The 23,266-nt window shown below is 67.1% G+C and carries 19 protein-coding genes; 11 read left to right on the forward strand and 8 right to left on the reverse strand.

From position 1 onward, the window contains the following. The first annotated feature begins 300 nt into the window (after window positions 1-300). Window positions 301-2,910, forward strand: coding sequence for an Rne/Rng family ribonuclease (locus tag ODR01_RS12245; protein ID WP_316977947.1), 2,610 nt, complete (start codon window positions 301-303; stop codon window positions 2,908-2,910). Window positions 2,911-2,915: 5 nt separating this feature from the next. On the opposite strand, the gene ODR01_RS12250 is transcribed toward ODR01_RS12245, so the two are convergent. Continuing rightward, window positions 2,916-4,064 (reverse strand): pyridoxal phosphate-dependent aminotransferase, encoded by a 1,149-nt coding sequence (locus ODR01_RS12250; protein ID WP_316977948.1) that lies wholly within the window; start codon window positions 4,062-4,064, stop codon window positions 2,916-2,918. Window positions 4,065-4,114: 50 nt separating this feature from the next. Beyond that, window positions 4,115-5,713, reverse strand: a complete 1,599-nt coding sequence (locus ODR01_RS12255; RefSeq protein WP_316977949.1) for a gamma-glutamyltransferase — start codon at window positions 5,711-5,713, stop codon at window positions 4,115-4,117. Window positions 5,714-5,774: 61 nt separating this feature from the next. Between ODR01_RS12255 and ODR01_RS12260 the strand changes: the two genes are divergently transcribed. The 4 genes from ODR01_RS12260 to ODR01_RS12275 all read left to right on the forward strand — a co-directional run bounded on the left by ODR01_RS12260 (window position 5,775) and on the right by ODR01_RS12275 (window position 9,413). Continuing rightward, a complete protein-coding gene (locus tag ODR01_RS12260) occupies window positions 5,775-7,145 on the forward strand; it encodes a M48 family metalloprotease (protein WP_316977950.1) in 1,371 nt (456 codons plus the stop codon). Between the two features lie 7 nt (window positions 7,146-7,152). Then, window positions 7,153-7,902 (forward strand): DUF3047 domain-containing protein, encoded by a 750-nt coding sequence (locus tag ODR01_RS12265; protein WP_316977951.1) that lies wholly within the window; start codon window positions 7,153-7,155, stop codon window positions 7,900-7,902. 113 nt (window positions 7,903-8,015) lie between these two features. Beyond that, window positions 8,016-8,762, forward strand: coding sequence for a DsbA family protein (locus ODR01_RS12270; RefSeq protein ID WP_316977952.1), 747 nt, complete (start codon window positions 8,016-8,018; stop codon window positions 8,760-8,762). Between the two features lie 114 nt (window positions 8,763-8,876). Further along, window positions 8,877-9,413, forward strand: coding sequence for a ferritin-like domain-containing protein (locus tag ODR01_RS12275; protein ID WP_316977953.1), 537 nt, complete (start codon window positions 8,877-8,879; stop codon window positions 9,411-9,413). Window positions 9,414-9,434: 21 nt separating this feature from the next. Here ODR01_RS12275 and ODR01_RS12280 read toward each other — a convergent pair whose 3' ends face one another. Beyond that, the gene (locus tag ODR01_RS12280; RefSeq protein ID WP_316977954.1) at window positions 9,435-10,253 is read right to left on the reverse strand and encodes an EipB family protein; all 819 of its coding nucleotides are present in this window, start codon (window positions 10,251-10,253) and stop codon (window positions 9,435-9,437) included. A 102-nt stretch (window positions 10,254-10,355) separates the two neighbouring features. On the opposite strand from ODR01_RS12280, the gene ODR01_RS12285 reads away from it, so the two are divergent. The 4 genes from ODR01_RS12285 (at window position 10,356) to ODR01_RS12300 (ending at window position 14,380) form a co-directional block, all read left to right on the forward strand. Continuing rightward, a complete protein-coding gene (locus tag ODR01_RS12285) occupies window positions 10,356-11,096 on the forward strand; it encodes an SDR family NAD(P)-dependent oxidoreductase (protein ID WP_316977955.1) in 741 nt (246 codons plus the stop codon). Between the two features lie 348 nt (window positions 11,097-11,444). After that, window positions 11,445-12,587 carry a rhodanese-like domain-containing protein gene (locus tag ODR01_RS12290; RefSeq protein ID WP_316977956.1) on the forward strand — a complete coding sequence of 381 codons (1,143 nt, stop codon included), beginning with the start codon at window positions 11,445-11,447 and terminating at the stop codon, window positions 12,585-12,587. 79 nt (window positions 12,588-12,666) lie between these two features. Further along, a complete protein-coding gene (locus ODR01_RS12295) occupies window positions 12,667-13,068 on the forward strand; it encodes a hypothetical protein (protein WP_316977957.1) in 402 nt (133 codons plus the stop codon). Window positions 13,069-13,108: 40 nt separating this feature from the next. Beyond that, window positions 13,109-14,380, forward strand: coding sequence for a YeeE/YedE thiosulfate transporter family protein (locus ODR01_RS12300; protein WP_316977958.1), 1,272 nt, complete (start codon window positions 13,109-13,111; stop codon window positions 14,378-14,380). 112 nt (window positions 14,381-14,492) lie between these two features. Here the strand turns inward: ODR01_RS12300 and ODR01_RS12305 are convergent, their stop codons facing one another. The 5 genes from ODR01_RS12305 to ODR01_RS12325 all read right to left on the reverse strand — a co-directional run bounded on the left by ODR01_RS12305 (window position 14,493) and on the right by ODR01_RS12325 (window position 19,304). Then, the gene (locus ODR01_RS12305; RefSeq protein ID WP_316977959.1) at window positions 14,493-15,023 is read right to left on the reverse strand and encodes an ureidoglycolate lyase; all 531 of its coding nucleotides are present in this window, start codon (window positions 15,021-15,023) and stop codon (window positions 14,493-14,495) included. Between the two features lie 86 nt (window positions 15,024-15,109). Further along, window positions 15,110-16,390 carry a TRAP transporter large permease gene (locus ODR01_RS12310; protein WP_316977960.1) on the reverse strand — a complete coding sequence of 427 codons (1,281 nt, stop codon included), beginning with the start codon at window positions 16,388-16,390 and terminating at the stop codon, window positions 15,110-15,112. An 11-nt stretch (window positions 16,391-16,401) separates the two neighbouring features. Further along, window positions 16,402-16,905 carry a TRAP transporter small permease gene (locus tag ODR01_RS12315; protein WP_316977961.1) on the reverse strand — a complete coding sequence of 168 codons (504 nt, stop codon included), beginning with the start codon at window positions 16,903-16,905 and terminating at the stop codon, window positions 16,402-16,404. Between the two features lie 88 nt (window positions 16,906-16,993). Further along, the gene (locus tag ODR01_RS12320; RefSeq protein ID WP_316977962.1) at window positions 16,994-17,995 is read right to left on the reverse strand and encodes a TRAP transporter substrate-binding protein; all 1,002 of its coding nucleotides are present in this window, start codon (window positions 17,993-17,995) and stop codon (window positions 16,994-16,996) included. 136 nt (window positions 17,996-18,131) lie between these two features. After that, entirely contained in the window at window positions 18,132-19,304 is a 1,173-nt protein-coding gene (locus ODR01_RS12325; RefSeq protein ID WP_316977963.1) for a pyridoxal-phosphate-dependent aminotransferase family protein, read from the reverse strand. 309 nt (window positions 19,305-19,613) lie between these two features. Here ODR01_RS12325 and ODR01_RS12330 point away from each other — a divergent pair, with 309 nt between their 5' ends. Continuing rightward, entirely contained in the window at window positions 19,614-22,547 is a 2,934-nt protein-coding gene (locus ODR01_RS12330) for an FAD-binding and (Fe-S)-binding domain-containing protein (protein ID WP_316977964.1), read from the forward strand. Continuing rightward, complete coding sequence (locus tag ODR01_RS12335) at window positions 22,540-23,247, forward strand: GntR family transcriptional regulator (protein WP_316977965.1); 708 nt, start codon at window positions 22,540-22,542, stop codon at window positions 23,245-23,247. Before ODR01_RS12330 ends, ODR01_RS12335 begins: the two co-directional genes overlap by 8 nt. Window positions 23,248-23,266: the final 19 nt, after the last annotated feature.

A 23,266-nucleotide genomic window follows, 5' to 3' on the forward strand; every position in this document is an offset into this window, starting at 1 on the left:
AATCAAGTCCCTATGTTCGGCGGGGTGTCGCTCGAAGATCGTCTTTGCGTGACCACCGGTCGAACGGGTCTTGGAAATGCCGCGGTCTAGTCGCCCCATCTCGGGGACGAGCGGCGTGGTCCAATCGAGTTGAGGTTTTTATGCCGGATAGAGCAGCGCGACCAAATCCCATAGTGATGCCGCTCCCGCGGCCAGTGCCGGGAGTGATCGCAGGCGCCGCCGGCAATGTCCACAGTTGCGCCCGCGAATCCTGGAACATGCATTCCGAGAGATCCGCGGGGAAGCGGAGAAATATCTTTAATGGCCCCCAAGAAAATGCTGATCGATGCGCTGCATCCGGAGGAGACCCGGGTTGCGGTGCTGGATGGAAGCCGTCTCGAAGACATTGATGTAGAGGTCGCCTCCCGGAAGCAGTTAAAAGGAAACATCTATCTCGCCAAAGTCACGAGGGTCGAACCCTCGTTGCAGGCGGCGTTTGTCGAATACGGCGGCAACCGTCACGGTTTCCTGGCTTTCAACGAAATCCATCCGGACTACTATCAGATCCCGGTCGCCGACCGCGAAGCCCTGGTCGCCGAGCATGACGCCGACGAACGGGCCTTCGAGGCCCGGCGCCTGGCCGACCCGGACGCCCACGCCGACGCCGACGCCGAGCCGACGGTCGCCCATCACGGCGACCTCGAGGTGGTCGGCGGCGACGACGTCGAAGAAGTCGAGATTCGGCGGCCCACCTCCCGGCGGAACTACAAGATCCAGGAGGTGATCAAGCGCCGCCAGATCATGCTGGTGCAGGTCGTCAAGGAGGAACGCGGCAACAAGGGCGCCGCCGTCACCACCTACATGTCGCTGGCCGGCCGCTACTGCGTGCTGATGCCGAACACGGCGCGCGGCGGCGGCATTTCGCGCAAGATCCCCACCGGCACCGACCGCAAGCGGCTGAAGTCGATGCTGTCCGACCTCGCCATCCCGGAGGGCATGGGCGTGATCGTGCGCACCGCCGGGGCCGAGCGCAGCAAGGCGGAAATCCGCCGCGACTACGACTACCTGATGCGCCTGTGGGACAATGTCCGGCGGATCACGCTGGAATCCATCGCCCCGGTCCTGGTCTACGAGGAAGCGAACCTCATCAAGCGGGCCATCCGCGATCTGTACAGCCGCGAAATCGACGAGATCATCGTCGAGGGCGAGGAAGGCTACAAGACCGCCCGCAACTTCATGAAGCTGATCATCCCCAGCCATCTGAAACGGGTGAAGAAGTACGAAGACCAGGGCATGCCGCTGTTCCACCGCTATCAGGTGGAAAGCCAGCAGGATTCCCTGCACACCCCGACCGTGCGCCTGAAGTCGGGCGGCTATATCGTCATCAACCCCACCGAAGCGCTGGTTTCCATCGACGTCAACTCGGGCCGCTCGACGCGCGAGCGCAATATCGAGGAAACGGCGCTGCGCACCAACATCGAGGCCTGCGACGAGATCGCCCGCCAATTGCGCCTGCGCGACCTGGCCGGGCTCATCGTCATCGACTTCATCGACATGGAGGTCGGGCGCAATCGGGCCCAGGTCGAGCGTCGCCTGAAGGAAGCCATGCGCGTCGATCGCGCCCGCATCCAGTTGGGCCGGATCAGCGCCTTCGGCCTGATGGAACTGTCGCGCCAGCGGCTTAGGCCCAGCGTCATCGAGACCAGCTTCGAGGTGTGCACCCACTGCGGCGGCGCCGGCGTTCGCCGCTCCACCGATTCGACCGCGCTCCACCTGTTGCGCGCCATCGAGGAGGAAGGCATCCGCAAGCGGTCACTGGAAGCCATCTTCCAGGTGCCCTCCGAGGTCGCGCTTTATCTGCTGAACCACAAGCGCGAGATGCTGAGCGCCATCGAGCGCCGCTACGAGTTCAAGGTGATGTTGGCCGCCGACGACACGCTGGTGCCGCCGGACTTCCGCATCGAGCGGACCAAGGTGCGTGGGCCCGACGAACGCGCCCCGGTGGTGGGCGAGCGGCCGGTCGCCGCGGCGGAACACGACGAGCCCGACGAGGGCGAGGAGCGCGAGGAACACGAGGAACACGAAGAGCGCGAAGCCGCCGCGATGGCGGGCGAGGAGCCCGGCAAAAAGCGGCGGCGGCGGCGGTCGCGCCGCCACAAGCGGGGCGACGAGGCCGAGGCCGTGATCGGCGGCCCGCGGCCGGCTCCGGCCACCTTCGACGATGGCGCGGCTGCCGACGAGGAAGACGAAGGCGCCGTCCGCGAGACGGGCGCCCCCACCCGGCCGGAAACGGCGGAGGAAGAGCAGGAGAGAACCTCGAAGCGGCGGCGGCGCGGCAAGCGCGGCGGACGCCGGCGCCGCGGCTTGCGGCCCGAGGACAGGGGAGAGACGGGTGGCACCTTCGAAGCCACGGGTCCCGAGGCGGAGACGCCGCAGGACTCGACGGCCCCCGCCTTTGTCGAAACCGACGCCGTGACGCTGCAGGTCCCGGCCGCCCCGGCCTTCGCCGAACCCGACGCCGTGGTGCCGGTGGAGATCCACGAAACCCCGGCGGAAGGCGAAGCTGCCCCCGTCGACGCCGAAGCGAAGCCGAAACGGCGCCGCCGGGTGCGCAAGCCGAAGGAAACCGAGGACGTTCCGCCGCCGGTCGAGTCGGCCGATGCGCCCGTCGAACCGGCCGCGGAACCCTCTTTCCCGATGGTGGCGACCGAAGCGCCGGAGGCCGAGAGGGTTCCGGCGGTCCGCGAGCTGGTGGCGGTGGCGACCGAAGTTGCCGACGCCGTCATGACGGCGGAAAAGCCCGGCGAAGGCCCGAAGGAAGACACCAAGGAACGGGAAACGCAGGACGCCAAGACCGAGGTCATCGACGTCGACTCGCCGGAGGTTCGCGCCTCCATCAAGCCGCGCCGCGGCTGGTGGCGGCGCCCCTAGCCGGCTCAGGTCCGCCAGGCGATAAGGCGGCGGGCGGCTTCGGCCATGTCTTCGGTGCGTCCGGCGAAGGAGAACCGCACGTAGCGGTTCCCCCGGTCGGGGTCGAAGTCGATGCCCGGCGTCGCCGCCACCCCGGTTTCGGCCAGCATGCGCGCGCAGAAGGCGCTGCTGTCGTTGGTCAGGTGGGCGACATCGGCATACAGATAGAAGGCCCCGTCGGCCGACGCCATGCGCGCGAAGCCGGCCTTCGGCAGTTCGCGCAGCAGCAGTTCGCGGTTGCTGGCGTAGCGCGCCACATGCCCGTCCAGCTCGGCCCGGCAGCCCAGCGCCGCCAGGGCGGCGTATTGCGACACCGTCGGCGGCGAGATGAACAGGTTCTGGGCCAGGCATTCGACGGGGCGCAGCAGTTCGCCGGGCACCACCATCCAACCCAGGCGCCAGCCGGTCATCGAATAGTATTTGGAGAAGCTGTTGACGACGACGGCCTGGCCGGAAAAGGCCAGCGCCGTCTCGGCCGGCTCGCCATAGGTGATGCCATGGTAGATCTCGTCGGAGATCAGCCGCACGCCACGCCCGGCGCAGTAATCCACGATGGCCTTCAGGCCGTCCCGGCCGATCATCGTGCCGGTCGGGTTGGAGGGGCTGGCGACGATCAGGCCATCCAGGCGCCCCTCGATCTTCTCGAGCAGGCCGGGGGTCGGCTGGAAGTTGGTTTCCGGCCCGACCGGCACCTCGATGGCCTCGACGTCGAGCGCGCGCAGGATGTTGCGGTAGGCCGGATAGCCGGGGCTGGCCAGGGCCACCCTGTCCCCCGCCTCGAAGGCGGCAAGGAAGGCCAGCACGAACGCCCCCGAGGAACCGGTGCAGACGACCACGCGGCCGGGATCGACGGCGACGCCATAACGGTCGGCGTAATGGGCGGCGATGCCCGCCCGCAGGGCCGGCAGCCCGAAGGCGTCCGTATAGCCCATGCGATCGGCCGAGAGCGCCGCCCTCACCGCCTCGAGGACCGCCGCCGGCGCCCCGGTGCCCGGCTGGCCGACTTCCAGGTGCAGGACGTCGCCGCCGGCCGCCTCGCGCTCGTTGGCCGCGCGCATGACGTCCATCACGATAAAGGGCGGGATGTTCCCGCGCTTCGCCACTTTCATGGCCATGGTCCGGTCCAGTTCCTGTTCTTTTCTCGGGTTCGATCGGGGACGCGGGATCAGCCGCCGGTCGCGGCCAGCCCGTAGCCGCGCGGTGGCGGGTCGGCGGCGATCGCGCAGGCGTTGGGATGGCTGGGCAGTCCGTCGGGACAATAGGCGGCATTGACCCGCCCAAGGATCGGCGAGACCGTCACCTGATGGCCGCGCCGCCGCAACTCGTCGGCGGCCCCCTCGGCCATTCCGCTCTCGACGAAGGTGGTGTCGGGGACTCCCTGGTGGTGAATGCGCTTCGCCTCCAGTGCCGGCACCAGGCCCTGTCGGCCCAGAACCGCGCGGGCGGCCACGTTGATCAGGGACGTCGGCGCCGCGGCGCCGCCGGACGCCGCCCCCGCGAAGATAAACTCGTTGACGTTCTCGTTGATCACCATCATCGGTCCCAGCGAGGTCGGGCCGCGGCCGGCCGGGCCCGGCAGCGCCGCCAGCAGGATGCCGGTGCCGCCGGCGAAGCGGCCGGTGCCGAACAGGTTGTTCATGGTGAGCGTGCAGGCCACCGCCGAGGAATCGCGGTCGACGACCACGAAACTGGTGGCGCTGGGGTTTTCCAGCCGCTCGACCGGCTGCGGGGCGATCTCGGCCGCCGGCGTATGGCGGTCCTCGCGATAGGAGGCCATCAGCGGCTCGACCCGGGCCGGCGCCGCCAATTCGGCCGGCGGCACGGCGCTCGTCCCATCCTCGTTGAGCCAGCGGCCGCGGTCGGCGAAGGCGCGGAGCGCGCTTTCGGCGAGAAGGTGGTCGCGAACCGCCGGCGAAGCGTCCTCGAAGCGGTCGCCATCGGCCAACATCCGCCACATCGCGGCCTCGAGCGCACCGGCGGCGCCGGGCGGCGAGCTGAAATGGGCGACGGTGTTGCCATAGGGAACGCGAACGGTTTCGCGCCAGACCGGCCGATAGGCGCGAAGGTCGTCGATGCCGAGCGAGCCCCCCACCGCTTTGACCGCGGCGACCAATTGATGGGCCGTCGGGCCGTCGTAGAAGTCGCCGGGTCCGGCCCGGCGGAGCAGGCCCAGCGTCGAGGCCAGTTCGTACTGGACCAGGGTCTCGCCCTCGCCGGCTACCCGCTGGCCACCCGCCTGGCCGAAGATGCGCCGCCGGTCGGGGTCGGCCAACAGGGCGTCGCCCACCCGCGCCAGATCGACGGCGAAGGCCCGCGACACCGGGGTGCCGAAGCGGGCCAGGTTCTCGGCGGAACCGACCAGGCTTTCCCAGCGCAGCCGGCCGAAACGCGAATGCAGGGCAAAAAAGCCGCGCGGATTGCCGGGAACGGCAATCGGCCGGGCGGCGCCGGCCGGAATGGCCTTGGGCGGCCGGGCCAGGAAATCGAGGGTTTCGGTCTTCTTGGTCCGCCAGTCATGGACGACGCACACGCCACCGCCGCCCAGGCTGGCCGATGACGGCAGCGTCACCGACAGGGCGAAGTAGACGGCGGTCGCGGCATCGGCGGCGGTGCCGCCGGCCGACAGCACGTCGCGCCCGATCGTCGCGGCCCGGGGTTCGTCCGCCGCCACGCCGCCCAGGAAGCCCTCGACGAAGCCGACGGTCCCCTGCTGGGGTTCCCCCGAGGACGAGCAGCCGCCGGCAAGGAAAATCAACCCAGCCACGGCGATTTGACGCCAGCGATTCCTCCCACTACCTTTTATTGCAACGGAAGGGATGACGGATTTGTCCAAACGCGTTTCCTCTCTTGTGCTTGCCGTCCTGTTCGCGGCCACGGTTGTCGAGCCGGCGGCGGCGGCGCGCGAATTCAAGTTCATCCGCGATACCGAGATCGAAAATACCATCCGGGTTTTTTCGACGCCAGTGTTCCAGGCGGCCGGCCTCGATCCTTCGGCGATCGAGGTATACATCGTCAGCGATTCCACCCTCAACGCCTTCGTCGCCGGCGGCCAGAAGCTTTTCCTCAACACCGGGCTTCTGATGCAGAGCGCCGACGCCGGCCAGCTCATCGGGGTCATCGCCCACGAGGCCGGCCACATCGCCGGCGGCGATCTGGCGCGCATCCACGACGTCATGCGCAAGAGCTCGGCCCAGCAGATCCTGGCCATGGTCCTGGGCGCGGCGGCGGGCATCGCCAGCGGGCGCGGCGACCTTGGCGCCGCCGTCGCCGCCGGAGGCGCCCGGGCGGGACAGGAAAACTTCTTCCAGTACAGCCGCAGCCAGGAAGCGGCGGCCGACGCCGCCGCCATGCGTTTCCTCGACGCCACCGGCACGCCGGCGACCGGCCTCCGCGATTTCCTGGGCACGCTGGCCGATCAGGAATTGCTGAGCACCCGCTTCCAGGACCCCTATCTGAGGACTCACCCGATCACCCGCGAGCGAATCTCGGCCCTCGACAACCACATCAAGCAGTCGGCGCGGCCCACCGCCCCACTGCCTTCCGAATACAAGAGGCTGCACGAGCGCATGCAGGCCAAGCTGCAGGCCTTCCTGGAACCGCCCGCCCGCACGCTGAAGCGCTTCCCGGAAAGCGACACCAGCCTGCCGGCCCGCTATGCGCGGGCCATCGCCTATTACAAGGTGCCCGACCTGGAGAAGGCGCTGCCGCTGATCGACGGCCTGATCGCCGAAAATCCGTCCGACCCCTACTTCCGCGAGATGAAGGGCCAGATGCTGTTCGAGAACCGCCGCGCCGCCGAGGCGATCCCGTCCTACGAGGCGGCGATCAAACTGCTGCCGGCCTCGCCGCTGCTGCGCCTCGACCTCGCCCGCATCCAGCTCGAAATGAACGATCCGGCGATGCTCGACCCGGCCATCGAAAACCTGCGCGTCGCCCAGCAGGCCGAGCCCGACTCTTCATGGATCTGGCGCAATCTGGCCATCGCCTACGGCCGCAAGGGCGACAAGGGGCTGAGCACGCTGGCGCTGGCCGAGGAGGCCTATTTTCGCGGCAGCCTGCGCGAGGCCCGCGAATACGCCAAGCGCGCCGAAAAGCTTTTGCAGGGCGATTCCCCGGCCATGGTCCAGGCGCAGGATATCCTGCAGGCCACCGCCGATCTCAATCGCGACGGCAAACCGGACAAGGAAGAAAAATAGGTCCGCCATGGCCGCGATGTCGGCGTGCCGCCGATGGATGGTCGCGAGTGCGCGGGCGGGCGTGGCCGCCGGCATCGTCCTTGGCATCGCCGCCTGCGCGGTTCCCCGCGCCACGGTGGACCCCTCCGGGCGGCTGGACATCCTGGGGCCGGGTCCCGGGTTCTCGCCCGCCGCGGTTTCGGGCGAATGGTCGCGGGTCGATCCCGGCGACGGCGGACCGGCATTCGCCACCACCGAGGCCGGCGGCATCCGTTCGCTTCGCGTCGTCAGCGGCCGCCAGACCGGGCTTCTGGTGCGGCGCGTCGACGCCATCCTGGTGGTGGCGCCCTATCTGAGCTGGGCGTGGTCCATCGAAACCCATGCCGGTACCGAACATCCGGTGCGTCTCGTCGTCGGCTTTTACGGCGGCGATCCCGCCAGCGACAGCTGGGGCAGCCGGCCGATGGCGTGGGTGGGCTCGAACTTGCCGCCCTACGACCGCCTGCTGACCATCGGCTGGGACACCTCGGCGCTGCGGCGGGGCAACCTGACCCCGCCCCGCGAGGATCCGCGGGCGCCACGCCACTACACGGTCCGCGGCGGCGAGGAGAACGCCGGCGTTTGGCGGTTCGAGACCGTCGACCTCGCCCAGGTCTACCGGCAGGCGTGGCCGGGCGACGATGTGGCCGCGGCCAAGATCATGTTCGTCGGCGTCGCCGCCGTGGGCGGGGACGCCCCGGCCGCCGCCCATATTTCCGGCATCGTCCTGTCGCGCTGACGGCGGCGCCCGTCAACTTCCGGTGAGGCGGGACGGGAACGCCTTGTGCGCGGGACCCCGCCTCGGGCATCATTCCCCTTCGCCTTGGCAAAACGATGAAAGAAGAACCGCCGATGACGTTTCCCCGTTCCGCCGGCCTTGCCGCTCTTTTGCTTGCCGCAACGGTTTCCCTGGCCAGCGCCGCCGATCCTTTGTCCCCGGCCCAGAAGGACGCGGTGCGCGAGGTCGTGCGCGAATACCTGATGGAGAACCCAGAGGTCCTTATCGAGGCCTTGCAGGCCTACGAGGCCAGGATGGCCGAGGAGCAGCAGAAACAGCAGCAGGCCACGCTGGCCCAGCGCCGCGAGCAGTTGGAGCGCGACCCGACCTCGCCGGTGGGCGGCGCCCCCGACGGCGACGTCACCCTGGTCGAGTTCACCGATTACCGCTGCGGGTACTGCAAAAAGGTGTTCCCCGCCGTGCACGACCTGCTCAAGGCAGATGGCCGCATCCGCTACGTCATCAAGGAACTGCCCATTCTCGGGCCGGAATCGGTGGTGGCGGCCAGGGCCGCACTGGCGGTGTGGCGGTCGACCCCCGCCAAGTACATGGCCTTCCACACCGCCCTGATGACGGCGCGCGGCAGTTTGGACGAAGCCCGCATCCTGGAGATTGCGGCCGAAACCGGCATCGAGTCCAAGACCCTGGCAACGGCCATGCGGGACCCGGAAATTGCCGCCATCCTGGGCAAGAACCGCGAATTGGCGCAGTCGCTCAACATCAATGGCACTCCCGCCTTCGTCGTCGGCGGCCGCCTGGTCCCCGGCGCCGTCGACGCCGGCACGCTGCGCCAACTGGTGGCGACGGCGCGCAAGGGGTAATCGCGCGTCTGGCGCCTCGACTTGGGGGGCGATTTGGTATAACTAACCGATCAACCAAAGCGCGCCGATGAAGGCCAGTACGCCCCGCGCGCCCGATCGGTTAGGAGACGTCAGGTGAGCAGTTCGGACGGAGAAAAAAGCGTCGCCATCGAGACGATCGAGGAATTCCTCGCCCATGCCATCGCCCTCGAATCCGAGGTCGCCGAGCGCTACGAGGAAATCGCCGACTCGATGGAGGTCCACAACAACCAGGAAGTCGCCCAGCTTTTCCGCAAGCTGGCGCGCGCCAGCGCCAAGCATGCCGGCGAAATGCGCCAGCGCGCCCAAGGCAAGACGCTGCCGAAGATCGCGCCGTGGGAATTCCAGTGGGGCGACGCCCACGCGCCGGAAACGCCCTCGATGGAAAAGACCCACTACCTGATGACCCCGTATCAGGCCCTCGATCTGGCCCGCAACGCCGAGATCCAGGCGCAGAACTATTACACCTCGGTGGCCGACAACACGGCCAACGAGGACGTCCGCAAGCTGGGCCTGGAATTCGCCTACGAGGAAGCCGAGCACGTGGACCTGGTCAACAAGCTGATCGCCCGCTATCCCAAGCCCGAAAAAGGCTGGGACTTCGACCCCGATCCGCCGTCCATCCCCGAGTGAGCGAACGCCCGGCCACCTCTTTCAGGGCTGGCAGCGCGGAGCGGGAACGGCTTCGACCTTCAGCATCGTGAAACGGACCGAGAGGGGACCCATGGTCATCACCATCTCGGTGACGATGCCGTTGTCCAGTTGCAGGACTTCGATCTCGTAGTCGGGCGACGGCGAGCGGCTGTCGGGTTCGTAAAAGCCGATCTGCATGCGCCAGCCGGGCCTGGCCGCCAGCGGCCCCAGGCGGGCGGCGGCATCGGCGGCGGCCGGTTGCCGCTGGCCGATGAAGGCGGCCACCCGCTGCGGCCCTGTGCCGCCGGCCCCCTCGAACACCGTGCCCACCTCGTGGCGGGCGCCGGCCTCGGCCCGCTCGATGAGAGCGGCCAGATAGCGGGTCGGAAAGACCGTTGCCGGCGGCAGGGCGATGGTCTTCTTCGCCGGTTGCGTATACTCGACCTCGCCGCCGCCGGCCGGGCCGGCCGCCCGCGCCGCCCCCTTGAAGCCCAGTTCGACCTCGCCGACGCGTTGGCGCGACGTGAAGCGGTAGGCGGCGCCATCCAGGGATTCCCAACTGGCGAAGCGCAGGTCCTGGCGCGCCACCTGGCCGTTTTCGAGGGTGGCGTCGACGATGCTCTGCGCGCTGGTGATCCAGCCGTCGCACGTCCGCTCCAGCGACGTCGCCATGCTGCCGCTGGCGGCCACGGCGCCGGTGCCGCCCCTCTTCACCTCCAGGGCGCCCTTGTAGAAGGCGCGGTGCGGCGCCAGGTCGGCGGCCGCCGCTTGTCCGGCCGCGACCCCCAGGCCGGCTAGCAGCAAGGCGGCAAGCCGCAGCGATCGACCGAAATGCCTCATGGTCCCTCCTTTTGGCCGTCCCTCGACCATACCGGGTGCCGGCCGCCGCCGAAAGCCGTTAAGATCGTCGACCCTGCGCCGCGTTCACAGAGGAGAGGACAGATGGCCGAACACCCCATGCACGATCAGGTCGCGCTCGTCACCGGCGGCGCCGGTGGCATCGGCGGCGGCATCTGCCGCCGGCTCGCGGAAGCCGGGGCGAAGGTGGTGTTGACCGGCCGCGGCGCCGCCAAGGTCGAGGCCGCCGCCCGGGCCCTGCCCGGGGCCGGCCATTGGGGCGCCGCCGTTTCCGTGATCGACAGCGCCGCCCTGGCCGGACTGGCCGGCGAGGTGGAACGGCGCTACGGGCGTCTGGACCTCCTCGTCAATAACGCCGGCACCACTAGGCTGGTCAAGCACGACGACCTCGACGGCCTCACCGACGAGTTGATCGACGAGATCTTCCGCGTCAACTGGCGGGGCCCCTTCGCCTGCGTGCGCGCCTTTCGCCGCCTGCTGGAAGCCGGCGACGGCGGCGTCGTCGTCAACATCTCGTCGAGCGCGGCGCCGACCGGCAAGGGCAGCAACATCGCCTACAGTTCCTCGAAGGCGGCGGTCAACACCATGACCCTCTCGCTCGCCCGCGTGCTGGCGCCCAAGGTGCGGGTCTTCGCCATCGCGCCGGGCTTCGTCGATACCGGCTTCGTCAGCCGCGATCCCGCCTGGGTGGAACCCGCCATCCAGGCCAGCCTGATGAAAAGGGCGATTACGCCCGAGGCGCTGGGCGACGCCGTGGTCGCCGCGGTGACCCGGCTTGGGTTCTCCACCGGCTGCGTCATCCCGGTCGACGGCGGCCCGCTGTAAGGTCGCCGCCGGTCGGTTTCCTCCTCCGTCGCGTGGCCCGCCGGCGGGCCATATCCGTGCGCGCGCGTCAACTATTACCCATAAAATTCATATGGTTTTTACTTGTCTTATAAAGATGATTCTAATATTATGGGCCTCTAAATAAGAGCCAACTCATGCACGGCGCCGTCCGCCTTCGTCGGCCCCCGGCCCGGCAAATGAGAAAGACCGAGGAATGACTATTTCCTGGCCGGCCCGCCTGCCGGCGGCGCGTCATGGTTTCAGCGAATCGGCCCCCGATTGTCGCCGGTTCAGGCAGGCCTCCGCGCCCATGGCGCGACAGACATCCCACTCTAGGAGGACCCCCCAATGAAAGCGGCACTCCCCATTCGCCTGGCGATCGCGGCGGTCTTTTTCGCCTTCGCGGGCGCCTCCGCGGCACCGGCGGCCGACGCCCCGGTCGCCCCGAAGGAAGGCTGGTACAAGACCATCATCGACCTGAAGGCGTTCAGCGAATACGCCGTCATCCCGACGCGCGACGACGTCACCGTCATCGACTCGCGCCCGGCCCGCAAGTACAACGATGGCCACGTCCCCGGCGCCCTCAACATCCCCGACACCCAGTTCGACAAGAAGGCCGCCGCCCTGCTGCCCAAGGACAAGGGCCAGTTACTGATCTTCTATTGCGGCGGCGTCGACTGCCCGCTCAGCCACAAGTCGGCCTTCAAGGCCGAAAAGCTGGGTTACACCAACATCAAGGTGTTCGCCGAAGGCGACCCGGCTTGGGCGAAGGCCGGCAAACTGATGTCGATCAGCGAAGTGGCCGTCAAGGAACTGATCGACGGCAAGGCCCCGGCCGTGATCGTCGACGCCCGCCCGACCCGCGTCTTCGGGGAGGGGGCGGTGCCGACCGCCATCAACATTCCCGATACCTTCTTCGACAAGATGAAGGACAAGCTGCCGGCCGCCAAGGACACGCCGCTGGTCTTCTATTGCGGCGGCAACAAGTGCCCGTTGAGCCCGAAGTCGGCGGAGAAGGCCAAGGCGCTCGGCTACACCAACGTCAAGCTGTTCCAGGCCGGCTATCCGGCGTGGAAGCAGACCTACGGCGCCAGCCCGGTGGCCGGCGCCACGGCGGCTCCCGCCGCCAAGCCCGCCCAGGCCGCCATCGAGGCGGGCCCCAAGGGCGACACCATCACCATCGCCTCGTTCACCAAGATCATGGAACAGGCGCCCGGCAGCATCACGCTGATCGACGTTCGTGACCCCAGCGAGTTCGCCAAGGGTCACATGAAGGGCGCCATCAACATCCCGGTCGGCGACATGATGGACAAGGCGGCCACCCTGCCCGCCGACAAACCGATCGTCTTCGTCTGCGCCACCGGGGCGCGCAGCGGCGAGGCCTACGACATCGTCAAGATGGATCGCCAGGACCTCAAGATGTACTTCGTCGACGCTCCCGTCACCTATCGGGCCGACGGATCGTACGACATCAAGACGGCGGCAAAATGACCGGATGCCGCGACCGGCTTCCCGCCGTGGAAGCCGGTCGCGGCGCCGCTCGACCGACCGACCGAGAAAGGTTGTCAAAATGACGAGAATGGGAATTCTGCTCGGCGCCCTGGCCGCAAGCCTGGCGGCAACGGCGGGCGCCGCCCAGGCGGCCGATGGCGACTGGCGCCTTGGGCGCGTCTATTACCGCATGGTCTGCACCGCCTGCCACAGCGAGCAGGCCGGGCATTCCATCGCCCCCAGCGAGAAGACAAAGGCGGAATGGACCGCCTACGTCGCCGCCGACGCGCACGACGCCTCCGGCAAATCGAACCCCAAGCTTTCGCATTTCTCCAGCCAAGCCTATCGCGAAAGCATCAAGGACAGCAACAAGGCCGCCGCCAAGTTCCTGAAGATGCCGGAAGCCGAACTGAGGGCGGCGATTTCCGCCTTCGTCGTCTACGGCGCCAAGGATTCCGACAACCCGGCCAGTTGCCAGTGATGTCGGGACGTTCCACCACGAGACAACGAGGGATACGACCTTGACCCCCCCATCGAATGATCTGGCCGTCGAAATTGCCGAAACCGCCAGCCCGGTGTGGCTCGACGGATTTCGCGAGGATTTCCGGGCGCTGTTCGTCGAACGCTGGTCGCCCTACCTCGGCAGCATCGTGTTGGTCGCCCTTTCCTTGGGCCTGATGATGGACGGCCAGTTCTGGGGCGTTTTCGGCGGCCTCAAGCTGTGGGGGGACTGGTTCAACAGCCTGATCGGCCTCGGCGGCCTGCTGGGCATCGGCGATCACCTCGAAAACCCGCTGATGCACCGCATCTCGCTGATGAACATCACGCTCGTCCTCGGAGCCTGCGCGGCGGCGATGATGTCGGGCGACTTCCAGATCGCCCGGGCGCGCCGTCTCGACTACGTGTGGGGCGCGGTGGGCGGCACCTTCATGGGGGTCGGCGCCAGCCTGGCCGGCGGCTGCACCGTCGGCGGCTTCTTCACGCCGGCGCTGTTCTTCGCGGCCTCCGCCTGGGTCAATCTTATCGGCCTGATGATCGGCGCCATCGTCGGCCTCAAGGTCCTGATGTGGACGCTGGGTAACATCAAGTGGGGAACCACGCCGCCGAAGCCCGTCAACACCGCCTGGGTCAAGACGCACGGCGGCAAGATCGGCGCCCTCATGGGCCTCGTCATTCTTGCCTGGGCGGCCGCGTGGCTGATGGCGGGCGACGAGAAACTGGCCACCCGGGCCGTCGTCGTGCTGGCCGGCTTCGCCCTGGGCTTCACGCTGCACCGCTCGCGGTTCTGCGTGGCCCGGGCCATCCGCGAGCCCTTCATGACCGGCGACGGCACCATGACCAAGGCCCTGCTGGTCGGCTTGGCCGTCGGCCTGCCGCTGGCCTCGATCCTGCTGCAGCGCGAAATCGTCGATCCCTACCTGGCCAACCCGGCCCGTTTCTGGATCGGCTCGCTGATCGGCGGCGGGCTGTTCGGGTTCGGCATGATCTTCGCCAGCGGCTGCGGGTCGGGGGCCTTGTGGCGGGCCGGCGAGGGTCAGGTGAAGCTGTGGGTGGCGGTGTTCTTCTTCGCCTGGTCGGGGTCGCTGTTCAACGCCCTGGTCAAGCCCTTCGATCTCCTGACCGCCGAAATGACGCTGGATCTGGTCGAGGCCACCATGGTTGGCGAACAGGCATACCTGCCGGTCCTGCTGGGCGGCTGGGGCGGCACCTACGCGCTGACCGCCGGGCTGCTCGGCCTGTGGTACGCGTTCGTTCGCTACAACGAATCGACGGAGCGCTTCACCGTCGTCTGAGGGGGACGCTTCCGGCGTGGCGCCGGAAGCGGAAAGGGGCGGCGCCGCAGCAAAGCGGAGTCGCCCCTTTTTCATGATGCGCCGGAGCCGTCGCCCCGGCGGCCCAATGAGTTCAGTAGCTGTCGGTGCGACCGCCGGCGCCGCCGAAGGAGGGCAGGCAGGCCGACACGTCGACCTCGATGGGGGTGTCCAGCGGGCGCAGCTCGGTATCGGCCGGGCTGCCGTCGTCGAAGCGCAGCATGACAAACTCGCCAGGCGCCCCCAGCGGCGTGTTGGGGGCGTGCCAAACGTTGGTGTCGAGGTTGATGGCCTGGCCGCCGGTGGCGACGAAGACCTCCATGCGGGCGATGTCGGGATCGCCCTTGGCCGTCGACGGGCACGCCGCCACCAGATAGGCGGTGCCGTTCATCGGCACGAAGATCTGGTTGGAATGGATGTGGCGCTCCATGGCGCGCACGGTCACGGGCGCCTGGGCCAGCTTGCTGCGCATGAAGGTGAAATTGGCCTTGGCCTTGTCGCCGCGGCGGTTGTCGACGGCGGCGGCGAATTCGTAACGCTCGGGGCCCTGACCCGGGCCCATCAGGACCTGGCCATAGGGTTTGAAGGCGTCCGGCGTCAGCGGCTTGGCTTTGAGGGTCATCATTCGATCTCCCGGCATCGTGGTGCCTGTTTCCGGAAAAAGAACCGCGCGCCCCGAACCCGAAGGTCCGGGACGCGCGGCCTCAGTTCTCACCGATAGAAGATCTCGACGGGCAGCAATGCAAGCCCCGGCACATAGGTCAGCAACAACAACAGGATGGTCAGAAGGCCGATGAACCAGACATTGACCTTCGTGACTTCCCAGATGTCGGCCTTGCCGACCGAGCAGGCGGCGATGAGCACGCTGGCCACCGGCGGCGTCTGCTGGCCGATCGCCAGGTTCAGCGCGACGATCAGGCCGAAGTGCACGGGATCGATGCCCACCGTGGTGATCAGCGGCATGACGATCGGGACCACCAGGATGATGGCGGCGGCCGAATGCAGGAAGAAGCCGATGACCAGGAAGAACACGTTGAGCAGCAGGAGGACGAGATACTTGTTCTGTGTGATCTCGAGAATTTGTGCGGCCAGCAACTGCGGCATCTTCTCCTCGGTGAGGAAGACGCCGATCAGCGCCGATCCGGCGACCAGCATCAGCACCACCGCGGTCTGCACGCCACCGGAAACCAGTTCCTTGCGCAACAGGCCCCAGCTCAGCTCGCGGTAGACAACTCCGATCGCCAGCGAGGCGAGGACCGCCAACCCGGCGCCCTCGGTGGCGGTCACGAAGCCGCCGAAGATGCCGCCCAGCACGATGAGCGGCAGCGTCAGCGCGAGCCACGCATCCTTGAACGTCCGCCACACGCGGCCGAGCTTGAAGACCTCCTCGACCGGGTAGTTGTTCCGGCGGGCGAACCAATAGGACATGATCATCATGCCGACGCCGCCGATCACCCCCGGCACGAAACCGGTGATGAACACCTGCACCACCGAAACCTGCGCCATGACGGCGTAGATGATCATCGGGATCGAGGGCGGGATAATGATGGCCAGCGTCGCCGCCGAAGACGTGACGGCCACCGCGAAGGGGGCGGGATAGCCCTTGCTCTTCATGGCCGGGATCAGGATGGTGCCCAGCGCCGCGACGCCGGCCACGGCCGAGCCCGAAATCTCGGCGAAGAACATGGAAGCCGCGATGGTCACCATGGCCAAGCCGCCCTTGATGAACCCCAGGCAGGCCGAGGCGAAGGCGATCAGGCGGCGCGACAGGCCGCCGGCATTCATGATGGCGCCGGCGAAGATGAACAGCGGAATGGCGATCAGCGGGAAGTTGGTGGCGCCCTCGAACATCACCAGCGCGATGTTGGGCAGGATGTCGGGACCCTGGGTGATGAACATCGTCACCGATGCCACGACCGCCAACGAGACGGCGATCGGCACGTTGAAGAGGCACAGGAGGATCATGGCGACGAGCATTATGAAAATAGTCATGGGGCGTCCTCCTAGTGCTGGATCTTCATCTCGACCTGCCCGGTCGCTTCTTTCCAGATCTCGGGCAGATTGAGGAGTTCGGCGATCACGAAGAGGACGGCGCCGATCGGAATGACGGACTGGGTGATCTGCAGGGAAATGCCGGGCAGGCTGACCAGCGTCTGGCCTTCGAGCGCGCCCAGCACCCTGATGCCCATCCAGGCCAGCACGACGAAGAAGCCGATGACGATAATCTCGCCGAATATCACCAGGGGAACCCGGATGACCGGCTTGACGGCGACGATGATGGAGGGGATGCCGATGTGCGCCCGCTTGAGCGCCCCCAGGGCGGCGCTGTAGTAGGTCAGCCAGCACAACATGACGGAGGCCACCTCGTCGTACCAGGACAGCGAGTTGCCGGACCAACGATAGGTGAAGCCGAGCACCACCACGGTCAGAAGACCCACCATGAGGATGATGGTGATGTACTCGAGCAATCGCCCGTAGAACTTGTAGAAACTCTTGTATGCGGTCACGCGCGTCACTCCCTGCCGACCGTTTGTCTTCGCTCGCGCGGGACGGGGGGGCGCGAGGCCACGCCCCCCTCCCGGAACAAGAGCGTTCTTACTTGGCTTTGGCTACCGCGAGAGACTTCGCGATCATCTCGTCGGCGCCGGGGACGACCTTGGCGAAGTCCGCGTACACCGACTTGCTGGCCTCGACGAAGGCGTCCTTGTCGGCCTCGTTGACCTGCATGCCGGCCTTCTTCACTTCGACGAGGTAGTCTTCGTCCATCTTGGCCGAGGTCTTGAACACGAAGGCCTGGGCCTCCTTCGCCGTGTCCTCGATGATCTTGCGGACGTCGGCGGGCACCTTCGGCCAGTGCTGGACGTCGGCGACGACGAAGGCCGGCGAGTAGACGTGGCCGGTCAAGGACAGGTACTTCTGCACGTCCTGGAACCGCCCGCCGACGATTTGCGGGAACGGGTTTTCCTGGCCGTCGAAGGTGCCGGTCTGCAGCGCCACGAACACTTCGCCATAGGGCAGCGGCGACGGGTTGGCGCCATAGGCCTTGAACATGGCGACGCGCCACTTCGAGGACGGCGTGCGCAGCTTGATGCCGGCGAGGTCGGCCGGCTTGACGATCGGTTGCTTGTTGTTGGTGATGTGGCGGAACCCGTTTTCCCACACCGCCAGAATCTTGAAGTTCTTCTTCTCGGCGATCGGCGCGATCATCGGCCAGAAAACTTCCTTCTCGATGCGCTTCATGTGCTCGCGGTCGCGCACCAGATAGGGCAGCTCGAACAAGCCGATGACATCGACCATCTGCGCCATGATCGTGGAATTCAGCGCGAGGTGGGCGGTACCGAGGCGCAGCTTCTTCAGCATTTCCTCGTCTTTACCCAGCTGCTCGGAGCCGTAGACGACGACCTTGGCCTTGCCCGCCAGTTTCGGGTTGACCATCTTGGCGAACTCGACCGCGCTGGCATCGAACAGCGAGCCCGGGCTGCCGTTGTGGCCCAGCTTGATTTCGAGTTCGGCGGCAACGGCCTGCGAGGTGAACGCGCCCAAGAGCGCGGCGGCTCCCAGGATCGTCAGTGCCTTCAAGGTTTTTTCGGTCTTCATGAAAGAGTTCTCCCTTGCGTTATCGGTTCGAACCGGTGGGTTCAGGCGTTATGGATTTTTTTATTGGGGCCGCGGCCAGGCGGGCGTTCCTTTTTCTTCCGCACGGCAGCGGCCCAAGGACGTTTCGTAGGGCGAGCTATTCCTTCTGCAGATAGTCCATGGCGGCCTGGATGCCGCCCTTGTTGTGGGGGACGCCGGCCAGGCCGAGACCCATTTCCACACCGGCCAGGGTACCGCAGAGCGAGAGATCGTTGAAATCCCCCAGATGCCCGATGCGGAAGACCTTGCCTTGCAGCTTGCTAAGGCCGTTGCCCAGGGACATGTTGAAGTTCTCGAGCACCACCTTGCGGAAAGCGTCGGCGTTATGCCCGTCGGGCAGACGCACGGCGGTCAGCACGCCGCTGTATTCGCGCTCGTCCAGGCACTGGATCTCCAGGCCCCAGGCCCTGACCGCGCGCCGCGTCGCCTCGCCGTGCCGGGCGTGGCGGGCGAAGACGTTCTCCATCCCCTCCTCCGTCAGCATGGCGATGGCCTCGCGCAGGCCATAGAGCAGGTTGGTGGCCGGGGTGTAGGGGAAGTAGCCGGTCTTGTTCGGGTTCAGCATCGCCTCCCAGCGCCAGTAGGAGCGCGGGAAACCGCCCTTCTCCGCCACTTTGATCGCCTTCTCGGAAAGGGCGTTGAAGCCGAGGCCGGGGGGCAGCATCAGGCCCTTCTGCGAACAGGCGACGGTGACGTCGACGCCCCATTCGTCATGCCGGTAATCGAGCGAAGCCAGCGACGAGATGGTGTCGACGAACAAGAGCGCCGGGTGCTTGGCGCGATCCATCGCCTTGCGCACCTCGCCGATGCGCGACGTCACGCCGGTGGAAGTTTCATTGTGGACGCAGCACACCGCCTTGATGGTGTGGGCGCGATCCTCGGCGAGAGTCTTCTCGACGACCTCGGGATCGACGCCGTGGCGCCAGTCGCCGGGAACGAACTGCGCGTCCAGGCCCAGGCGCGTCGCCATCTCGTGCCACAGGGTGGCGAAGTGGCCGGTTTCGAACATCAGAACCTTGTCGCCCGGCTGCAGGGTGTTGCTCAGCGCCGCCTCCCAGGCCCCGGTGCCCGACGACGGATAGACGATCACCGGTCCGGCGCATTTGAAGATGGGCTTCAGACCTTCGAGGATGTCTCGCGCCATGCGGCCGAATTCCGGGCCACGGTGGTCCATCGTCGGTTTCGCCATCGCGTGCAGGATGCGATCCGGAACGTTCGTCGGCCCCGGAATCTGCAGGAAGTGGCGGCCGGCCTGGTAGGTGTTGAGCATGCGTTAAACCCCCAAAGGATGAAGACGGTCGGGTTGCCAAGGGCCGAGGCGATACGGCGGCATGTTCGCCATTCCCTCTTTCTTGGACCCAAGCATGAATTATGAATGCATACTTTCCTGGGGATGGCAAGCGAGGATTTTCAAGATTTATCTCGTTTTGAAATTGAAATTATGAAGTTACAATGGGTTAACAAAAAATTTCCGGAATCGACTTGGCCCCGAAAATCGTGTACGAATAATGAATGCAAAAAAATTCTTCATCAAGACGTTTGCCTGGGGCGATCCGGCAGCGCTAATGTGGCCCCGCCCATGAAAGCGAACGTCAACAGGAATCGGGTTGGAGACAGCGCGCTGGCGGCGCGGTTGCGCCGCGAGATCGAGGGCGAGGTGCTGTTCGACGCCTTCTCGCGCGGCCGCTACAGCACCGACGCCTCGATCTACCAGATCGAGCCGGTCGGCGTCGTCGTGCCGAAGACCGAGGCCGACGTCGTTGCCGTCCTCCAGATCGCCGCCGACGAGGGCGTGCCGGTGGTACCCCGCGGCGGCGGCTCGTCGCAAAACGGCCAGGCCATCGGCCAGGCCCTGCTCGTCGACTTCACCAAGCACATCAACGCCGTCCTCGACTTCTCGCCGGAAGGCCGCACGGTCACCGTCCAGCCGGGCATCGTGCTGGATGTCCTGAACGCCCGGCTCAAGAAGGGCGGCCTGCATTTCGCGGTCGATCCCTCGACCTCCAGCCGGGCCACCATCGGCGGCATGGCCGGCAACAACAGCTCGGGCGCCCATTCGCTGCGCTACGGCCTGATGGCCGACAACGTGCTGGCCATCGACGCGCTGTTGGCCGACGGCCGCAAGCTGCACTTCGAGGACCTGCCGGCCGACCTCGACGCCCCCGGCGTGCCGGCCGGCCTGCGCGACGTGCTGGCCCCGCTGTGCCGCCTGGCCCACGACGAAGCCGAGGAAATCGAGCGCCGGTTCCCCAAGGTGCAGCGCCGCGTCGGCGGCTACAACATCGACGCGCTGACCCCCGGCGACAAGCCGTTCGCCTCGCGCGCGGCGCGCCTGCTGGTCGGCTCGGAAGGCACGCTGGCCTGCTCGACGGCGCTCAAGCTCAAGCTGCATCCCCTCCCCAGGCACAAGGTGGTGGGGGTCTGCCATTTCCCGACCTTCTATCGGGCGATGGAGTCGACCCGTCACATCGTCGCCCTCGACCCCTACGCGGTGGAGTTGATCGATCGCACGATGATCGGGCTGGCCCGCGACATCCCGCTGTTCCGCCCGACGGTGGAGAAATTCGTCAAGGGCGACCCGGCCGCCGTGCTGGTGGTCGAATTCGCCGCCGACGACGCCGAGGCGCCGCTGCGTCAGCTGCGCCAACTCTGCGAGTTGATGGGCGATCTCGGCTTCCCGGATGCCGTGGTGGAAGCCCTCGATCCGGCCTTTCAGAATGCCATCTCGACGGTGCGCAAGGCCGGCCTGAACATCATGATGTCGATGAAGGGGGACGGCAAACCGATCTCGTTCATCGAGGACTGCGCGGTGCCGCTGACCGACTTGGCGGAATACACCGACCGCCTGACCCGGGTGTTCGAGAAGCACGGCACGCGCGGCACCTGGTATGCCCACGCCTCGGTCGGCTGCCTGCACGTCCGCCCGGTGCTCAACTTGAAGCAGGACCTGGGCGCCAAGGCCATGCGCGCCATTGCCGAAGAAGCCTTCGCGCTGGTCCGCGAATACAAGGGCTCGCATTCCGGCGAGCACGGCGACGGCATCTCGCGCTCGGAATTCCACGAGGCGATGTTCGGCCCGCGCATGGTCAAGGCCTTCGAGACGGTCAAGGACACCTTCGATCCCTCCAACCTGTTCAATCCCGGCAAGATCGTGCGGGCGCCGAAAATGGACGACCGCGCCCTTTTCCGCTTCAAGCCCGGCTACGGCGAATTGCCCATCCAAACCGGGCTGGACTGGTCGGAATGGGGCGGTTTCGCCGGCGCCACCGAGATGTGCAACAACAACGGCGCCTGCCGGAAGCTCGACGTCGACGTCATGTGCCCGTCGTTCCGCGCGACGCGCGACGAGAAGCACCTGACGCGCGGCCGGGCCAACACCTTGCGCCTGGCCCTGACCGGCCAGCTCGGCCCCGAGGCGCTGACGTCCGACGAAATGTACGAGACCATGCAGCTCTGCGTCAGCTGCAAGGGCTGCAAGCGGGAATGCCCGACCGGCGTCGACATGGCCCGCATGAAGATCGAGTTCCTGTACCAGTACGCCAAACGCCACGGCCTCAAGCTGCGCGAACGGCTGGTCGCCTTCCTGCCGCGCTATGCCGGGCTGGCCTCGCGCCTGGCCTTTTTCATGAACCTGCGCGACCGGCTGCCGGGCGCCGCCTGGCTCGGCGAAAAGACGCTGGGCTTCAGCCGCAAGCGCACCCTGCCGGCCTGGCAGGGCAGCCCGTTCCTGCCCCGGGAAACCGCCTTCGGGCCCTCCGACGGCCGCCCGGTGGTGCTGCTGGGCGACACCTTCAACATCTACTTCGAGCCGGGGAACCTGAAGGACGCGCTGGACGTTCTGGTGGCCGGCGGCTATCGCGTGCATGTGGCGAAACCCGCCGACGGCGGCCGGCCGCTGTGCTGCGGGCGCACCTTCCTGTCGGCCGGGCTGATCGACGAGGCCAAGGCCGAAGCCCGGCGGATGATCGATTCGCTCACGCCCTTCGTCGGAAAGGGCATGCCGGTGATCGGCTTGGAGCCTTCGTGCCTGTTGACGCTGCGCGACGAGTTCAAGGCCATGATCCCCGGCCCCGACACCGACGCCCTGGCCGCCTTGGCCGTCACCTTCGAGGAATTCCTGGCCGCCGAGAGCGCCGCCGGCAGGCTCCGCCTGCCGCTGAAATCCATGGAGGGGCGGCGGGCCCTGCTGCACGGCCACTGCCACCAGAAGGCTTTCGCCCTGATGCCGACGGTCGAGAAGGCGCTGAAACTCATTCCCGGCCTGACGGTCGAAACCGTGTCGACGAGCTGCTGCGGCATGGCCGGCGCCTTCGGCTATAACGCCGCGACCTACGACGTTTCGATGAAGATGGCCGAGGAGGCCCTGCTGCCCGCCGTGCGGGCGGCCGGCGAAGACGTGATCATCGTCGCCGACGGTACCAGCTGCCGACACCAGATCCACGACGGAACCCGGCGTGACGCCCATCATGTGGCGAGCGTGCTCAAAAGCGCGCTGGAAATCCCGAATGGATAAGGAGAGAATGCCGACCGCCATGCCCGAACCCATCACACGCAGATCCCTGCACGACGAAGTGGTCAGCCGGTTGCGCGACCTCATCGTCGAAGGCGAGTTCCGCCCCGGCACGCGCATCAACGAGCGCCTGCTGTGCGAGCGCTTCGCCATTTCCCGCACGCCGCTGCGCGAGGCCCTGAAGGTCCTGGCCTCCGAGGGGCTGGTCGAGCTGACGCCCAACCGCGGCGCCACGGTGGCCGAGTTCACGCTCAGCGACGTCGAGGAGATGTTCCCGGTCATGGGGGCGCTGGAGGCCCTGGCCGGCGAACTGGCCTGCCAGCGCATCACCGAGGCCGAGCTGGCCGAGATCCGGGCGCTGCACTACCAGATGGTGGTGCACTTCCAGAAGGGCGAGCTGCCGGAATATTTCCACCTCAACCAGGCCATCCACGAGGCCATGCTGGCGGCGGCGCGCAACCCGACGCTGTCCAACATCTTCCGCAGCCTGTCGGGACGGGTCAGCCCGGCCCGTTTCCGCGCCAACATGTCCCGGGCCCGCTGGACCCGCGCGGTCGAGGAACACGAGAAGATCCTGAAGGCGCTGGAGGCCCGCAACGGCCCGCTGCTGGCTTCCCTTCTCAAGGAGCACCTGTCGAACAAGGGCGAAACCGTGAGGGAAGCGATGTTCGCCACCGAAAGTGTCCGCGAAGCGGTCGGCTGACGGGAAAGAAGAGGCCCGA

It is taken from the genome of Shumkonia mesophila, from assembly GCF_026163695.1.
Lineage (GTDB): Bacteria > Pseudomonadota > Alphaproteobacteria > Rhodospirillales > Shumkoniaceae > Shumkonia > Shumkonia mesophila.

Bases quoted from the DNA above. Each gene is read 5' to 3' on its own strand.
- ODR01_RS12310 (WP_316977960.1), bottom strand. From the start codon at position 16,390: ATGACTATTTTCATAATGCTCGTCGCCATGATCCTCCTGTGCCTCTTC.
- ODR01_RS12330 (WP_316977964.1), top strand. From the start codon at position 19,614: ATGAAAGCGAACGTCAACAGGAATCGGGTTGGAGACAGCGCGCTGGCG.
- ODR01_RS12325 (WP_316977963.1), bottom strand. From the start codon at position 19,304: ATGCTCAACACCTACCAGGCCGGCCGCCACTTCCTGCAGATTCCGGGG.
- ODR01_RS12270 (WP_316977952.1), top strand. From the start codon at position 8,016: ATGACGTTTCCCCGTTCCGCCGGCCTTGCCGCTCTTTTGCTTGCCGCA.
- ODR01_RS12295 (WP_316977957.1), top strand. From the start codon at position 12,667: ATGACGAGAATGGGAATTCTGCTCGGCGCCCTGGCCGCAAGCCTGGCG.
- ODR01_RS12250 (WP_316977948.1), bottom strand. From the start codon at position 4,064: ATGGCCATGAAAGTGGCGAAGCGCGGGAACATCCCGCCCTTTATCGTG.
- ODR01_RS12280 (WP_316977954.1), bottom strand. From the start codon at position 10,253: ATGAGGCATTTCGGTCGATCGCTGCGGCTTGCCGCCTTGCTGCTAGCC.
- ODR01_RS12305 (WP_316977959.1), bottom strand. From the start codon at position 15,023: ATGATGACCCTCAAAGCCAAGCCGCTGACGCCGGACGCCTTCAAACCC.
- ODR01_RS12320 (WP_316977962.1), bottom strand. From the start codon at position 17,995: ATGAAGACCGAAAAAACCTTGAAGGCACTGACGATCCTGGGAGCCGCC.
- ODR01_RS12335 (WP_316977965.1), top strand. From the start codon at position 22,540: ATGGATAAGGAGAGAATGCCGACCGCCATGCCCGAACCCATCACACGC.
- ODR01_RS12285 (WP_316977955.1), top strand. From the start codon at position 10,356: ATGGCCGAACACCCCATGCACGATCAGGTCGCGCTCGTCACCGGCGGC.
- ODR01_RS12265 (WP_316977951.1), top strand. From the start codon at position 7,153: ATGGCCGCGATGTCGGCGTGCCGCCGATGGATGGTCGCGAGTGCGCGG.
- ODR01_RS12290 (WP_316977956.1), top strand. From the start codon at position 11,445: ATGAAAGCGGCACTCCCCATTCGCCTGGCGATCGCGGCGGTCTTTTTC.
- ODR01_RS12245 (WP_316977947.1), top strand. From the start codon at position 301: ATGGCCCCCAAGAAAATGCTGATCGATGCGCTGCATCCGGAGGAGACC.